This is a genomic window from Tahibacter harae (assembly GCF_024437735.1).
Taxonomy (GTDB): domain Bacteria; phylum Pseudomonadota; class Gammaproteobacteria; order Xanthomonadales; family Rhodanobacteraceae; genus Tahibacter; species Tahibacter harae.
On record NZ_JANFQO010000041.1, the window covers coordinates 1 to 15,854 of the forward strand.

Consider the following 15,854-nt stretch of genomic DNA (forward strand, 5'->3'; position numbering starts at 1 on the left):
GCGACAACATCAAGATGGTGGTGACGCTGATCGCCCCGATCGCGATGGAAGAAGGCCTGCGCTTCGCGATCCGTGAAGGCGGCCGCACCGTCGGCGCCGGCGTCGTCGCCAAGATCTTCGCCTGAGAAAAAATCGCCCGGCGCGCTTGAAATCGCGCCGGGCGGCGGAAACTGGCTTTGGCGGCGCGAGCCGCCATCGCCGTTTTCGGCAAGACCAGAGTTTTACGCGGTACGCCAGTAGCTCAATTGGCAGAGCAGCGGTCTCCAAAACCGCAGGTTGGGGGTTCGAGTCCCTCCTGGCGTGCCATTGATTGCAAGTCCGGCGTGGCAGAAGGCGCAAGCGCCTAAGCTGGCGCCGCCTCGGCAGCAAGGGACATGAACGCGAAAGTCGAACAAGCTTCCGGCACCAACGCCGCCGATATCGTCAAGCTCGTGCTTGCCGCCGCCATCCTGGTCGGTGGTATCGCGGGCTTTTACTATTTTGCCGATGCGCCCCAGGTGCTGCGCATACTCGGCCTGATGGCCGCGTTCGTCGGCGCCGCGTTCGTCGGCAGCCTGACCGCCCCGGGCCGCAGCCTGCGCTCGTTCCTGACCGAATCGAGCTTCGAACTGCGCAAGGTGGTCTGGCCGACCCGCGAAGAGACCATCCGCACCACCGGCGTCATCGTCGTCGTGGTCATCATCATCAGTCTCATCCTTGGCCTGATCGACCTTCTGCTGAAGTTCGTGGTCATGGACTGGCTGCTCAAGATCTGAGGACGCCGCCCATGGCCAAACGTTGGTACGTCGTCCACGCCTATTCCGGTTTTGAACACCAGGTCGCCAAGGGCCTGCGTGACCGCGTCGTGCGCGCGGGCATGGAAGACAAGTTCGGCGAGATCCTGGTCCCGACCGAGGAAGTCATCGAAATGCGCGGCGGCCAGAAGCGCCGCAGCGAGCGCAAGTTCTTCCCCGGCTACGTGCTGGTGCAGATCGAGACCGACACCGAGAACAAGGCGCCCAAGATCGACGACGAATCCTGGCACCTGGTGAAGGAAACTTCCAAGGTCATGGGTTTCATCGGCGGCACCGCCGACCGCCCGCTGCCGATCAAGGATTCCGAAGCCGACGCAATCCTGCGCCGCGTGCAGGAAGGCGTGGAAAAGCCCAAGCCCAAGGTGCTGTTCGAGCCGGGCGAAATGGTCCGCGTCACCGAAGGCCCGTTCAACGACTTCAACGGCGTGGTCGAGGAAGTCAACTACGAAAAGAGCCGCCTGCGCGTGGCCGTGCTGATCTTCGGCCGCTCCACCCCGGTGGAGCTGGAATTCGGCCAGGTCGAGAAAGCCTGAAGCGCCGGCGCCGCCGGGCAGAGCGCCGTCAAGGCCGCTCGCCAGGTATCGCCGGCAGTCTGTCTTGAAAAACGTGGAATCAGGGCACGCGAATCCCTGGTGCGATGGGGAGCCTGAAATCCAGGCGCTTTTACCCGGAGACTAGCAATGGCAAAGAAAGTAGTTGGTTACATCAAGCTGCAGGTGAAGGCCGGTCAGGCCAACCCCTCGCCGCCGGTCGGTCCTGCGCTGGGTCAGCGCGGCCTGAACATCATGGAATTCTGCAAGGCGTTCAATGCCGCCACGCAGAAGCTGGAACCGGGCCTGCCGATTCCGGTCGTGATCACGGCCTATTCCGACCGTTCCTTCACCTTCATCACCAAGACCCCGCCGGCCTCGATCCTGCTGAAGAAGGCCGCCGGCATCCAGTCGGGTTCCAAGCGCCCGAACACGGAGAAGGTCGGCAAGGTGACGCGCAAGCAGCTCGAAGAGATTGCCACCACCAAGATGCCGGATCTCACCGCCGCTGACCTCGAAGCCGCCGTGCGCACCATCGCCGGCAGCGCGCGCAGCATGGGCCTGAACACGGAGATCTGAAGACATGGCACTCACCAAGCGTTTCAAAGCAATGCAGGGCCTGGTCGAGCCGGGCAAGGCCTATCCGGTCGAAGCCGCGCTGAAGATCCTCAAGGACAACAGCAAGACCAAGTTCATCGAATCGGTCGACGTGGCCGTCCGTCTCGGCATCGACGCCAAGAAGTCGGACCAGGGCGTGCGTGGTTCCAGCCTGCTGCCGCACGGCACCGGCAAGACCATCCGCGTGGCCGTGTTCTGCCCGCCGGGCGAAAAGGCTGAAGCGGCCAAGGCTGCCGGCGCCGACGCCGTGGGCATGGACGACCTGGCCGAGAAGATGCAGGGCGGCGAACTGAATTTCGGCCGCGTGATCGCGACGCCGGACGCCATGCGCGTCGTCGGCAAGCTCGGCCAGCTGCTGGGTCCGCGCGGCCTGATGCCGAACCCGAAGGACGGCTCGGTTACGGCCGATGTCGCCACCGCGGTGAAGAACGCCAAGGCGGGCCAGGTCAAGTTCCGCAACGACAAGGCCGGCATCATCCACGCCACCATCGGCAAGGCCAACTTTGAAGCCGACGCGCTGAAGGACAACCTCAACGCGCTGCTGGCCGACCTGCTCAAGGCTAAGCCGGCGACGGCCAAGGGCCAGTACCTGCAGAAGGTTTCGCTGTCGACCACCATGGGTCTGGGCGTCATCGTCGACCAGTCCAGCCTGGGTCTGAAGCAGTAAGCAATTCGCGGCGCAAGCCGCACCCCGGCGCCGGAAGTGCGCCGGAATCCATTTTGAGGGCACCCGGCCACGACGGCCGGGAGCCGTCAAAGACCGCAGGCGGCCCTAGCGGCACGCCCGGGAGAGCAGGGAAGCGCAGCATTGCGATGGAAGCTCCCGGCAGCGTGGCGCGAAGTGCCTTAAACCGCCAGCCTGCGTAGATGGTGTTGCCCGTAACAGGTTTTCCTGGAACGGCCACCAAACCGGTATCGAAAGATACCAGCGGATCCACAAGGATGGACGGTCCGTTTCGCTGATGGATGCAGCCGCACAGGAGTGCGCTGCGATCCGGTTCGGAGAACGCAATGGCGCTCAATCTTGCGCAAAAGAAAGAGGTCGTTGCCGAACTGGCGAATGTGGCTTCCTCGGCTTATTCCCTGGTCGCCGCCGAGTACGCGGGTCTTACTGTCGGGCAGCTCACCGAGCTGCGCAAGAAGGCGCGTCAGTCGGGTGTGTATCTGAAAGTTGCCAAGAACACCCTGGTTGCGCGCGCAGTGGAAGGTACCGATTACGAGTGCGTCAAGGACTCGCTGGTCGGTCCTCTGCTGTATGCCTTCTCGAAGGAAGATCCCGGTGCTGCCGGCCGCCTGATCAAGGATTTCGCCAAGGGCGCGGACAAGCTGAAACCTGCATTGGTCGCCATCGGCGGCAAGGCATACCCGGGCTCGCACGTCGATGTGCTGGCCTCGCTGCCGACCCGCGAACAGGCGCTCAGCATGTTCCTCAGCGTGCTCGTCCAGCCTGCCACCATGCTCGTCCGCCTGCTGTCGGAACCCGCGTCGCAGATCGCGCGCGTTACCAAGGCAGCCGGTGAGAAGCAGGCGGCTTGAGCCACACGCCAGCCGGTCACGAAATTTACCACTTAGCCGTAATTTCCAGGAGTTAACACAATGTCTCTGTCCAACGAGCAGATCATCGAAGCGATCGCCGGCAAGACCCTCATCGAAGTGATGGAACTGGTCAAGGCGATGGAAGAAAAGTTCGGCGTGTCCGCCGCCGCCCCGGTCGCCGTCGCGGCTGGCCCGGCTGCTGCCGCTGCCGCCCCGGTCGAAGAGAAGACCGAATTCACCGTCGTGCTGAAGTCGGCCGGCGAGAAGAAGGTCGAAGTCATCAAGGCCGTCCGCGCCATCACCGGCCTGGGTCTGAAGGAAGCCAAGGACCTGGTCGAATCCGCTCCGGCCACCGTCAAGGACGCCGTCAGCAAGGACGACTCGGCCAAGTTCAAGAAGGAACTGGAAGCTGCTGGCGCCACCGTCGAGATCAAGTAAGCGGCGCGTTGCGTCGCCTGCTAGTCCAGGCACGACGAAAGCCTGGGGGCGTAAGCCCCCGGGCTTTCACTGTTGTTTGCTGCACCGCGGTTATCGGCAAGCCGTGACTAACGGAACTGGTACGACACCGTTTGCCGATAACTGTTTTCCCTTCCACGCCGCTGTCTCCGCAGCGGCGGTTTTGACGACCCGAGGCGGTACCCGACCATGACCTACTCGTTCACCCAGAAGAAGCGTATCCGCAAGGATTTCGGCAAGCGCCCCGTCGTGCTTGACGTGCCTTTCCTGCTCGCCATCCAGGTGGACTCCTACCGGGAGTTCCTCCAGCTCGACGCCGGCGGCATCACCGCCCGCGAAGACAAGGGCCTGCACGCGGCGCTGAAGTCGGTGTTCCCGATCACGAGCTATTCGGGCAATGCGGCCCTGGAATACGTCAGCTACCGTCTGGGCGAACCGCCGTTCGACGAGCGCGAATGCCGCCAGCGCGGCATGAGCTACGGCGCCCCGCTGCGCGTGACTGTGCGCCTGGTCATTTACGACCGCGAGAGCCCGGCCAACAACAAGGCCATCAAGTACGTGAAGGAGCAGGAAGTCTACATGGGCGAACTGCCGCTCATGACCGACACCGGCACCTTCATCGTCAACGGCACCGAGCGCGTCATCGTCTCGCAGCTGCACCGTTCGCCGGGCGTGTTCTTCGACCACGACCGCGGCAAGACGCACAGCTCGGGCAAGCTGCTGTTCTCCGCCCGCGTGATCCCGTACCGCGGCTCCTGGCTCGACTTCGAATTCGATCCCAAGGATTGCCTGTTCACCCGTATCGACCGCCGCCGCAAGCTGCCGGTGACGGTGCTGCTGCGCGCGCTGGGCTATACCAATGCCGAGATGCTCGACCTGTTCTTCGAGAAGAACGTGTTCACCCTGGGCAAGCAGGGCGGCGCCGAACTCGAACTGGTCGCCGAGCGCCTGCGCGGCGAAACCCTGAACTTCGACCTGCGCGCAGGCGAGCGCGTCGTGGTCGAGGCGGGCAAGCGCATCACCGCGCGCCACGTGCGCGAGCTGCAGAAGGAAGCGATCGGCTCGCTGGAAGTGCCGGACGACTACCTGCTCGGCCGCATCCTGGCCCACGACGTCATCGACAAGAAGACCGGCGAGCTGCTGGCCCTGGCCAACGAGGAACTCAACGAGAGCCTGCTGGAGAAGTTCCGCAAGGGCGGCGTGGACAAGATCGCCACGCTGTGGGTCAATGACTTGGACCGCGGCCCGTACATTTCCTCGACCCTGCGCATCGACTCGACCAAGACGCCGCTGGAGGCGCTGGTCGAAATCTACCGCATGATGCGTCCGGGCGAGCCGCCGACCAAGGAAGCGGCGCAGAACCTGTTCTTCAACCTGTTCTTCACCTTCGAGCGCTACGACCTCGATCGCGTCGGCCGCATGAAGTTCAACCGCCGCGTCGGCCGCAAGGACGACAACGGCCCGGGCATCCTGTACGACTACAAGTACCTGTCCGAGCGCAACGACGAGAACTCCAAGCAGCTGGTCAAGGAACTGGGCCAGACCTCGGACATCCTCGACGTGATCCGCACCCTGTGCGAGATCCGCAACGGCCGCGGCGTGGTCGACGACATCGACCACCTGGGCAACCGCCGCGTGCGTTCGGTCGGCGAAATGGCCGAGAACGTGTTCCGCATCGGCCTGGTGCGTGTCGAGCGCGCGGTCAAGGAACGCCTGTCGCTGGCCGAGTCCGAAGGCCTGACGCCGCAGGAACTGATCAACGCCAAGCCTGTCGCCGCGGCGATCAAGGAGTTCTTCGGCTCCTCGCAGCTGTCGCAGTTCATGGACCAGAACAATCCGCTGTCGGAAGTCACCCACAAGCGCCGCGTCTCGGCGCTGGGTCCGGGCGGCCTGACCCGCGAGCGCGCCGGCTTTGAAGTGCGCGACGTGCATCCGACCCACTACGGCCGCGTCTGCACCATCGAGACGCCGGAAGGTCCGAACATTGGCCTGATCAACTCGCTCGCCGTGTACGCGCGCACCAACGACTACGGCTTCCTGGAGACGCCGTACCGCCGCGTGGCCGACGGCAAGATCACCAACGAGGTCGATTACCTCTCGGCGATCGGCGAAGGCGAGTTCGTGATCGCCCAGGCCAACTCGCCCATGACTGAGGAAGGCCGCTTCGTCGACGAATACGTGGCCTGCCGTTACCGTGGCGAATCCGAGCTGCGCCTGGCCAGCGACGTGCATTACATGGACGTCTCGCCGATGCAGACCGTGTCGGTCGCGGCGGCCCTGGTGCCGTTCCTGGAACACGACGACGCCAACCGCGCACTGATGGGCGCGAACATGCAGCGCCAGGCCGTGCCGACGCTGCGCGCCGAGAAGCCGCTGGTCGGCACCGGCATCGAGCGCGCCGTGGCGCGCGACTCGGGCGTGCTGGTGCTGGCCAAGCGCGGCGGCGTGATCGACCAGGTGGACGCCGGCCGCATCGTGGTGCGCGCGCATGAATCCGAAGTCGGCGACAACGACGCCGGCGTGGATATCTACACCCTGACCAAGTACACCCGTTCCAACCAGAACACCTGCATGAACCAGCGTCCGCTGGTCAAGGTGGGCGACATCGTCGCCGCCGGCGACGCGCTGGCCGATGGTCCGTCCACCGACATCGGCGAGCTCGCGCTCGGCCAGAACATGCTGATCGCGTTCATGCCCTGGAACGGCTACAACTTCGAAGACTCGATCCTGATCTCCGAGCGCGTGGTCGAGGAAGACCGCTACACCACGATCCACATCGAGGAACTGTCCTGCGTCGCCCGCGACACCAAGCTGGGCCCGGAGGAAATCACCGCCGATATTCCCAACGTGGGCGAGCAGGCGCTGTCGCGCCTGGACGAATCCGGCGTGGTCTACATCGGCGCCGAGGTGAAGGCCGGCGACATCCTCGTGGGCAAGGTCACGCCCAAGGGCGAGTCGCAGCTGACCCCGGAAGAGAAGCTGCTGCGCGCGATCTTCGGCGAGAAGGCGTCCGACGTTAAGGACAGCTCGCTGCGCGTGCCGCCGGGCATGGATGGCACCGTCATCGACGTGCAGGTGTTCACCCGCGACGGCATCGAGAAGGACAAGCGCGCGCGCCAGATCGAGGAAATGGAAGTCAAGCGCGTCAAGAAGGACTTCGACGACCAGTTCCGCATCCTCGAAAGCGCGATCTACGCGCGTCTGCGCTCGGCCCTGATCGGCAAGACCGCCAACCACGGCCCGAACGGCCTGAAGAAGGGCGCCGAGATCACCAACGAATACCTCGACGAGCTGAAGAAGGACGAGTGGTTCAAGCTCAGCGTCAAGGACGACGACGCCGCCGAGTTCCTGGAGCGCGCGGCCGAGCAGATTCGCCGCCACCGCGAGGAATTCGACCGCCGCTTCAAGGAAAAGCAGGCCAAGATCACCCAGGGCGACGACCTCGCGCCGGGCGTGCTCAAGATGGTCAAGGTCTACCTGGCCGTGAAGCGCCGCATCCAGCCAGGCGACAAGATGGCCGGCCGCCACGGCAACAAGGGTGTGGTCTCGATGATCGTGCCGGTGGAAGACATGCCGTTCTCCGCCGACGGCCGCCCCATCGACATCGTGCTCAACCCGCTGGGCGTGCCGTCGCGTATGAACATCGGCCAGGTGCTGGAAGTGCACCTGGGCTGGGCCGCCAAGGGCCTGGGCCACAAGATCGAAGCCATGCTCGCGGCGAACGAGAAGGCCAGTGAACTGCGCAAGTTCATCGACCAGATCTACAACCACGACAAGGGCAGCTACGGCAAGGATCGCGTCGAACTGGACCAGTTCAACGACGACGAGCTGAAGGTGCTGGCCAAGAACCTGACCAAGGGCGTGCCCATGGCCACGCCGGTGTTCGACGGCGCGTTCGAGGAAGAAATCAAGCACATGCTGCAGCTGGCCGGTCTGCCCGAATCGGGCCAGACCATCCTGATCGACGGCCGCACCGGCGAAGCCTTCGACCGTCCGGTCACCGTCGGCTACATGCACATGCTCAAGCTGAACCACCTCGTCGACGACAAGATGCACGCGCGTTCGACCGGCCCGTACTCGCTGGTCACCCAGCAGCCGCTGGGCGGCAAGGCGCAGTTCGGCGGCCAGCGCTTCGGCGAAATGGAAGTGTGGGCGCTGGAAGCCTACGGCGCGGCCTACACGCTGCAGGAAATGCTGACGGTCAAGTCCGACGACGTGCCGGGCCGCAACCAGATGTACAAGAACATCGTCGACGGCAACCACGAGATGGTGGCGGGCATGCCGGAATCCTTCAATGTGCTGGTGAAGGAAATCCGCTCGCTCGGCATCAACATCGAGCTGGAAGAGACGAAGTAAGCGGCCGGATTGAGGAGATTACGAAATGAAAGACTTGCTCAACCTGTTCAACCAGCAGCGGCAGACGCTGGACTTCGACTCCATCCGCATCGGCCTGGCCTCGCCGGACCTGATCCGCTCCTGGTCGTTCGGCGAAGTGAAGAAGCCGGAGACGATCAACTACCGCACCTTCAAGCCGGAGCGCGACGGCCTGTTCTGCGCCGCCATCTTCGGTCCGATCAAGGACTACGAGTGCCTGTGCGGCAAGTACAAGCGCATGAAGCACCGTGGCGTGGTGTGCGAGAAGTGCGGCACCGAAGTCACCCTGGCCAAGGTGCGCCGCGAGCGCATGGGCCATATCGAGCTGGCCAGCCCGACCGCGCACATCTGGTTCCTCAAGTCGCTGCCCTCGCGCATCGGCCTGATGCTGGACATGACCCTGCGCGACATCGAGCGCATCCTGTACTTTGAAGCCTATGTCGTGGTCGAGCCCGGCCTGACCGCGCTGGAGCGCGGCCAGCTGCTGACCGAGGAACAGTACCTGCAGGCGGTGGAAGAGCACGGCGACGAGTTCGACGCGCGCATGGGCGCCGAGGCCGTCTACGAACTGCTCAAGGCCATCGACCTCAACCAGGAACTGATCAAGCTGCGCGAGGAAATCGCCAGCACCAACTCGGAAACCAAGCTCAAGCGTCTGTCCAAGCGCATCAAGCTGGTCGAGAGCTTCCTGGAGTCGGGCAACCGTCCGGAATGGATGGTGATGACCGTGCTGCCGGTGCTGCCGCCGGACCTGCGTCCGCTGGTGCCGCTGGACGGCGGCCGCTTCGCGACGTCCGACCTGAACGACCTGTACCGCCGCGTCATCAACCGCAACAACCGCCTCAAGCGCCTGCTCGAACTCAACGCGCCCGACATCATCGTGCGCAACGAGAAGCGCATGCTGCAGGAATCGGTCGACGCGCTGATGGACAACGGCCGCCGCGGCCGCGCCATCACCGGCACCAACAAGCGCCCGCTCAAGTCGCTGGCCGACATGATCAAGGGCAAGCAGGGCCGCTTCCGCCAGAACCTGCTCGGCAAGCGCGTGGACTACTCCGGCCGTTCGGTCATCGTGGTCGGCCCGACCCTGCGTCTGCACCAGTGCGGACTGCCCAAGAAGATGGCGCTGGAGCTGTTCAAGCCCTTCATCTTCTCCAAGCTGCAGCGCCGCGGCCTGGCCACCACGATCAAGGCGGCCAAGAAGCTGGTCGAGCGCGAAGAAGCCCAGGTGTGGGACATCCTCGAAGAGGTGATCCGCGAGCACCCGGTCATGCTCAACCGCGCGCCGACCCTGCACCGTCTGGGCATCCAGGCGTTCGAGCCGGTGCTGATCGAAGGCAAGGCGATCCAGCTGCACCCGCTGGTCTGTACCGCGTTCAACGCCGACTTCGACGGCGACCAGATGGCCGTGCACGTGCCGCTGTCGCTGGAAGCGCAGCTGGAAGCGCGCGCGCTGATGATGTCGACCAACAACATCCTGTCCCCGGCCAACGGCGATCCGATCATCGTGCCGACCCAGGACGTGGTGCTGGGCCTGTACTACATGACGCGCGAGCTGGTGAACGCGAAGGGCGAGGGCATGGTCTTCGCCAACGTCGCCGAAGTTCACCGCGCCTACCAGAACCGCGCGGTAGAACTGCACGCCAAGGTCAAGGTGCGCCTCAAGCTCACCGACCGTGACGATCAGACCGGCGAGCGCACCGAGCGCATGGCCATCGTCGACACCACCGTCGGCCGCGCCCTGCTGCACGAGATCATCCCGGCCGGCCTGCCGTTCGCGCTGGTCAACACCGAGCTGACCAAGAAGAACATCTCGCGCCTGATCAACGCCTGCTACCGCAAGCTGGGTCTGAAGGACACGGTCGTGTTCGCCGACCAGCTGATGTACACCGGCTTCCACTACGCCACGCGCGCCGGTATCTCCATCGGCATCGACGACATGAAGATCCCGCGCGAGAAGAAGGCGATCCTCGAGGTCGCCGAGAAGGAAGTGGTCGAGATCCAGGAGCAGTTCCAGTCGGGTCTGGTCACCGCGGGCGAGCGCTACAACAAGGTTGTCGATATCTGGTCGCGCACCAACGAGCAGGTGGCCCAGGCCATGATGCGCGGTATCGGCACCGAGAAGGTGCAGAACGCCAAGGGCGAGACGGTCGAGCAGAAGTCGATGAACTCGATCTACATCATGGCCGACTCCGGCGCGCGCGGTAGCGCGGCGCAGATCCGCCAGCTCGCCGGCATGCGCGGCCTGATGGCCAAGCCGGACGGCTCCATCATCGAGACGCCCATCAAGGCCAACTTCCGCGAAGGCCTGGACGTGCTGCAGTACTTCATCTCGACCCACGGCGCGCGCAAGGGTCTGGCCGACACCGCGCTGAAGACGGCGAACTCGGGCTACCTGACCCGCCGCCTGGTTGACGTCGCCCAGGACATGGTCGTCACCACGCAGGACTGCGAGACCTACGAAGGCCTGACCATGACCGCGATCGTCGAAGGCGGCGACGTGGTCGAACCGCTGCGCGACCGCGTGCTGGGCCGCGTCGTGGCCGAGGACGTCTATGCCCCGGGCAACGACGACCAGCCCATCGTCACCCGCAACACCCTGCTGGACGAAGCCCTGGTCGACAAGATGGACCAGGCCGGCGTGCAGTCGATCAAGGTGCGTTCGCCGATCACCTGCGAAACCCGCTTCGGCGTCTGCGCCCAGTGCTACGGCCGCGACCTCGCGCGGGGCCACCTGGTCAACCAGGGCGAAGCCGTCGGCGTCATCGCGGCCCAGTCCATCGGCGAGCCCGGCACGCAGCTGACCATGCGTACCTTCCACATCGGCGGCGCGGCTTCGCGAGCGGCTGCCGTGGATAACGTGCAGGTCAAGACCACCGGCGCGCTGCGCTTCAACAACCTCAAGACCGTACAGCACGCCCAGGGCCACCTGGTCGCGGTGTCGCGTTCGGGCGAAGTGTCGGTGCTCGATACCCACGGCCGCGAGCGCGAGCGCTACAAGGTGCCTTACGGCGCGACGATCTCGGTCAAGGACGGTGCTCCGGTCAAGGCCGGGCAGGTCGTTGCGAACTGGGATCCGCACACCCATCCGATCGTTTCCGAAGTCGCCGGCGTGCTGCGCTTCATCGACTTCATCGATGGCGTGACCGTGCAGGCCCAGACCGACGAACTGACCGGTCTGGAAAGCGCGGTGGTGACCGATCCCAAGCGCCGCGGCACCCAGGCCAAGGACCTGCGTCCGACCGTGCGCATCGAGGACAAGAAGGGCAAGGAACTCAAGCTGCCCGGCACCGACATCCCGGCGCAGTACTACCTGCCGGCCGGCGCCATCGTCTCGCTGCAGGACGGCGTGGAAGTGGGCGTGGGCGACGTGGTTGCACGTATCCCGCAGGAAACCTCCAAGACCCGCGACATCACCGGCGGTCTGCCGCGCGTGGCCGACCTGTTCGAAGCGCGCAAGCCCAAGGAACCGGCCATCCTGGCGGAGCGCTCGGGCATCATCAGCTTCGGCAAGGACACCAAGGGCAAGCAGCGCCTGATCATCAAGGACGTCGACGGCAACGAGCACGAGGAACTGATTCCCAAGTGGCGTCACGTCATCGTGTTTGAAGGCGAGCACGTGGAGAAGGGCGAAACCGTGGTCGACGGCGAACCCAATCCGCATGACATCCTGCGCCTGCTCGGCGTGGAGCCGCTGGCGGCCTACCTGGTCAAGGAAATCCAGGACGTGTACCGCCTGCAGGGTGTGCGCATCAACGACAAGCACATCGAAACCATCATCCGCCAGATGCTGCGCAAGGTGGAGATCACGGTTTCCGGCGACACCCGCTTCCTGCGCGGCGAGCAGGTCGACCGCATCCGCATGATCGAGGAAAACCGCCGCGCCGAAGCCCGCGGCGAGCTGGCGGCACAGTTCGATCCGGTGCTGCTGGGCATCACCAAGGCCTCGCTGGCGACCGAGTCGTTCATCTCGGCGGCGTCGTTCCAGGAAACGACCCGCGTGCTGACCGAGGCGGCGGTGCGCGGTACGCGCGATACCTTGCGTGGCCTGAAAGAGAATGTTATCGTCGGCCGTCTTATTCCGGCCGGTACTGGCTTGGCCTATCACAGCACCCGCCGCCGTCTCGCGGCCGGTGGTCTGTCGGATTCGGATATCGAAACCCTGCGCGGTGGCGTTACCGAATTCGTGGCCGACTCCGCCGACGACAACGGCTAAGATCCTGCGCCCTTGGCGGCGCAAAAAACGACATCGAAATGAGGCACAGGACGTGCCTCGTGTTCGAATACAGGGATGTGAAGGCCAGGGCGTCTTGTTGACGCCCTTGTCAACCGCTTGTTAAACTCTTGCGTCTTGGCAGGTCGATTTGTTTCGGCCTGTCTTTTGTTTCTTAAGGCATCCACGAATGGCGACTATCAACCAGCTGGTGCGTAAACCGCGTAGCCCGAAGACCTACAAGAGCGCCTCTCCGGCGCTGCAGAGCTGCCCGCAGCGTCGCGGCGTCTGCACCCGTGTATACACCACCACCCCGAAGAAGCCGAACTCGGCGCTGCGCAAGGTGGCCAAGGTCCGTCTGACCAACAGCTACGAGGTCATCAGCTACATCGGTGGCGAAGGTCATAACCTGCAGGAACACTCGGTGGTCCTGATCCGCGGCGGTCGTGTGAAGGACCTGCCGGGCGTGCGCTACCACACCGTGCGCGGTTCGCTGGACGCCGCCGGCGTCGCCAAGCGTCGCCAGGGTCGTTCCAAGTACGGCGCCAAGCGCCCGAAGAAGTAATTTAGAAAAGGCCTGAATCATGTCGCGTAAAGGTTCCGCCCCCACCCGCGTGCTGTTGTCCGATCCCAAGCACAACAGCCAGCTGATTGCCCGCTTCATCAACATGGTGATGAAGAGCGGCAAGAAGTCGGTCGCCGAAGGCATCGTCTACGGCGCGCTCGACCACATCGGCCAGAAGAACGCCGACTCCCTGGGCCTCGTCGAGAAGGCGCTGAACAACGTCGCTCCGGCGGTCGAGGTGAAGTCCCGCCGCGTCGGCGGCGCCACCTACCAGGTTCCGGTCGAAGTCCGTTCGGCCCGCCGCACCGCGCTGGCCATGCGCTGGGTCATCGACGCCGCGCGCAAGCGCAGCGAGAACTCGATGCCGCGCAAGCTCGCTGCCGAGCTGCTGGAAGCTGCCGAGAACCGCGGTTCCGCGGTCAAGAAGCGCGAAGAAACGCATCGTATGGCGGAAGCCAACAAGGCGTTCTCGCACTATCGCTGGTAAGAGCTGAGGGAACCGACCGTGGCCCGTACTACCCCCATCGAGCGTTATCGCAACTTCGGCATCATGGCTCACATCGATGCCGGCAAGACGACGACGACCGAGCGCATCCTGTTTTACACCGGCGTCAACCACAAGATCGGCGAAGTGCACGAAGGTGCCGCGACGATGGACTGGATGGAGCAGGAACAAGAGCGCGGCATCACCATCACGTCCGCCGCGACGACCTGCTTCTGGAAGGGCATGGACATGTCCTTCCCGGAACACCGTTTCAACATCATCGACACCCCGGGGCACGTTGACTTCACCATCGAAGTCGAGCGCTCGCTGCGTGTGCTCGACGGCGCCGTGTTCGTGCTCTGCGCCGTGGGCGGCGTGCAGCCGCAGTCGGAAACCGTCTGGCGCCAGGCCAACAAGTACGGCGTGCCGCGTCTGGCCTTCGTCAACAAGATGGACCGCACCGGCGCCGATTTCGGCAAGGTTGTCGGCCAGCTGAAGGCCCGTCTCGGCGCCAACCCGGTGCCGATGCAGATGCCGATTGGCGCGGAAGACAATTTCGAAGGCGTGGTCGACCTCATCAAGATGAAGGCGATCTACTGGGACGTCGAAGCCCAGGGCACCAAGTTCGAATACCGCGACATCCCGGCCCATCTGGTCAAGGACTGCGAAGCTGCGCGCAGCTTCATGGTCGAAGCCGCTGCCGAAACGTCCGAAGAACTGATGAACAAGTACCTCGAAGAGGGTGAACTCTCCGAAGAGGAAATCATGAAGGGCATCCGCGTCGGCACGCTGGCGACCAGCCTGATTCCGGTGTTCTGCGGCACGGCCTTCAAGAACAAGGGCGTGCAGGCGATGCTGGATGCGGTCATCCGCTACCTGCCGGCGCCGTCGGACCGTCCGCCGGTCAAGGGCATCGACGAGAACGAACAGGAAGCCTCGCGCGCTGCGCTGGACACCGATCCGTTCTCGGCCCTGGCCTTCAAGATCATGACCGATCCGTTCGTCGGTTCGCTGTCGTTCTTCCGTGTCTACTCGGGCACGCTGAACTCCGGCGACACGGTGTACAACCCGGTCAAGAGCAAGAAAGAACGTGTCGGCCGCATCCTGCAGATGCACGCCAACCAGCGCGATGAAATCAAGGAAGTCCGTGCCGGCGACATCGCCGCGGCGGTCGGCCTGAAGGACGTGACCACCGGCGACACGCTGTGCGCGCCCAGCGACGTCATCACCCTGGAACGCATGGTCTTCCCGGAGCCCGTCATCGCCATGGCGGTGGAGCCGAAGACCAAGTCGGATCAGGAAAAGATGGGTCTGGCGCTGTCGCGCCTGGCGCAGGAAGATCCTTCGCTGCGCGTGCGCACCGACGAGGAATCGGGTCAGACCATCATCGCCGGCATGGGCGAGCTGCACCTGGAAATCATCGTCGACCGCATGAAGCGCGAGTTCAACGTCGAGGCCAACGTCGGCAAGCCGCAGGTGGCCTACCGCGAAACCATTCGCAAGGCGGTCAAGCAGGACGGCAAGTTCGTGCGTCAGTCGGGCGGTAAGGGTCAGTACGGCCACGTCGTGCTCGAAATCGAACCGCAGGAACGCGGCGCGGGCTACATCTTCGAGAACGCGACGGTCGGCGGTTCGGTGCCGAAGGAATACGTGCCGGCGGTCGACAAGGGCATCCGCGAAGCGATGCAGAACGGCATCCTCGCCGGCTTCCCGGTGGTCGACGTCAAGATCCGCCTGGTCGATGGTTCGTACCACGAAGTCGACTCCAACGAAATGGCGTTCAAGATCGCCGGCTCGATGGGTTTCAAGGAAGGCTTCAACAAGGCCAATCCGGTCCTGCTTGAGCCGATCATGAAGGTCGAGGTCGTGACGCCGGAAGACTACATGGGTGACGTGATGGGCGATCTTTCCCGTCGTCGCGGCATCCTGCAGGGTTCCGACGATAGCCCGTCCGGCAAGGTCATCAACGCGCTGGTGCCGCTGGGCGAAATGTTCGGCTACGCCACCGCCATGCGCTCCATGTCGCAGGGCCGCGCCACGTTCACCATGGAATTCGACCACTACGCCGAAGCGCCGAACAACATCGCCGAACAGGTGATCAAGAAGGCCAGCTGAGTTGGGTCGTCCCGCTTTTCACTGTTTTGAGGTTTGAGTCATGGCAAAGGGTAAATTCGAGCGCACCAAGCCGCACGTCAACGTCGGCACGATCGGTCACGTGGACCACGGCAAGACGACGCTGACGGCAGCGCTGACGAAGATCGGAGCCGAGCGCTTCGGTGGCGAG

The 15,854-nt window shown here is 64.2% G+C and carries 13 protein-coding genes and 1 tRNA gene; all 14 read left to right on the forward strand.

Translation table 11 applies throughout. The features are described from left to right. On the forward strand, positions 1 to 125 hold a 125-nt coding region (locus NM961_RS23280), incomplete at its 5' end, for an EF-Tu C-terminal domain-related protein (protein ID WP_500691679.1). A gap of 105 nt (positions 126 to 230) precedes the next feature. Then, positions 231 to 306, forward strand: a tRNA-Trp gene (locus tag NM961_RS23285). Positions 307 to 374: 68 nt separating this feature from the next. Next, complete coding sequence (gene secE / locus NM961_RS23290) at positions 375 to 755, forward strand: preprotein translocase subunit SecE (protein ID WP_255916827.1); 381 nt, start codon at positions 375 to 377, stop codon at positions 753 to 755. 11 nt (positions 756 to 766) lie between these two features. Beyond that, positions 767 to 1,327, forward strand: a complete 561-nt coding sequence (gene nusG, locus NM961_RS23295; protein ID WP_255916828.1) for a transcription termination/antitermination protein NusG — start codon at positions 767 to 769, stop codon at positions 1,325 to 1,327. Between the two features lie 147 nt (positions 1,328 to 1,474). Then, positions 1,475 to 1,903: a 50S ribosomal protein L11 gene (rplK, locus tag NM961_RS23300; RefSeq protein ID WP_255916829.1), complete on the forward strand. Its 429-nt coding sequence runs from the start codon at positions 1,475 to 1,477 to the stop codon at positions 1,901 to 1,903. A gap of 4 nt (positions 1,904 to 1,907) precedes the next feature. Beyond that, a complete protein-coding gene (gene rplA / locus NM961_RS23305; protein ID WP_255916830.1) occupies positions 1,908 to 2,609 on the forward strand; it encodes a 50S ribosomal protein L1 in 702 nt (233 codons plus the stop codon). Between the two features lie 344 nt (positions 2,610 to 2,953). Further along, positions 2,954 to 3,478: a 50S ribosomal protein L10 gene (rplJ, locus tag NM961_RS23310; protein WP_255916831.1), complete on the forward strand. Its 525-nt coding sequence runs from the start codon at positions 2,954 to 2,956 to the stop codon at positions 3,476 to 3,478. A 60-nt stretch (positions 3,479 to 3,538) separates the two neighbouring features. Next, positions 3,539 to 3,916 (forward strand): 50S ribosomal protein L7/L12, encoded by a 378-nt coding sequence (rplL, locus tag NM961_RS23315; RefSeq protein WP_255916832.1) that lies wholly within the window; start codon positions 3,539 to 3,541, stop codon positions 3,914 to 3,916. Between the two features lie 207 nt (positions 3,917 to 4,123). Continuing rightward, positions 4,124 to 8,290: a DNA-directed RNA polymerase subunit beta gene (rpoB, locus tag NM961_RS23320; protein ID WP_255916833.1), complete on the forward strand. Its 4,167-nt coding sequence runs from the start codon at positions 4,124 to 4,126 to the stop codon at positions 8,288 to 8,290. A gap of 25 nt (positions 8,291 to 8,315) precedes the next feature. Further along, a complete protein-coding gene (gene rpoC, locus NM961_RS23325; RefSeq protein ID WP_255916834.1) occupies positions 8,316 to 12,524 on the forward strand; it encodes a DNA-directed RNA polymerase subunit beta' in 4,209 nt (1,402 codons plus the stop codon). A gap of 187 nt (positions 12,525 to 12,711) precedes the next feature. Continuing rightward, the gene (rpsL, locus tag NM961_RS23330; protein WP_255916835.1) at positions 12,712 to 13,086 is read left to right on the forward strand and encodes a 30S ribosomal protein S12; all 375 of its coding nucleotides are present in this window, start codon (positions 12,712 to 12,714) and stop codon (positions 13,084 to 13,086) included. 19 nt (positions 13,087 to 13,105) lie between these two features. After that, complete coding sequence (gene rpsG, locus NM961_RS23335; protein ID WP_255916836.1) at positions 13,106 to 13,573, forward strand: 30S ribosomal protein S7; 468 nt, start codon at positions 13,106 to 13,108, stop codon at positions 13,571 to 13,573. A gap of 18 nt (positions 13,574 to 13,591) precedes the next feature. Next, on the forward strand, positions 13,592 to 15,685 hold the full coding sequence (fusA, locus tag NM961_RS23340) for an elongation factor G (RefSeq protein ID WP_255916837.1): 2,094 nt from the start codon (positions 13,592 to 13,594) through the stop codon (positions 15,683 to 15,685). Between the two features lie 40 nt (positions 15,686 to 15,725). Continuing rightward, a partial coding sequence (locus tag NM961_RS23345) for a GTP-binding protein (RefSeq protein ID WP_049472324.1) occupies positions 15,726 to 15,854 on the forward strand: 129 nt, incomplete at its 3' end.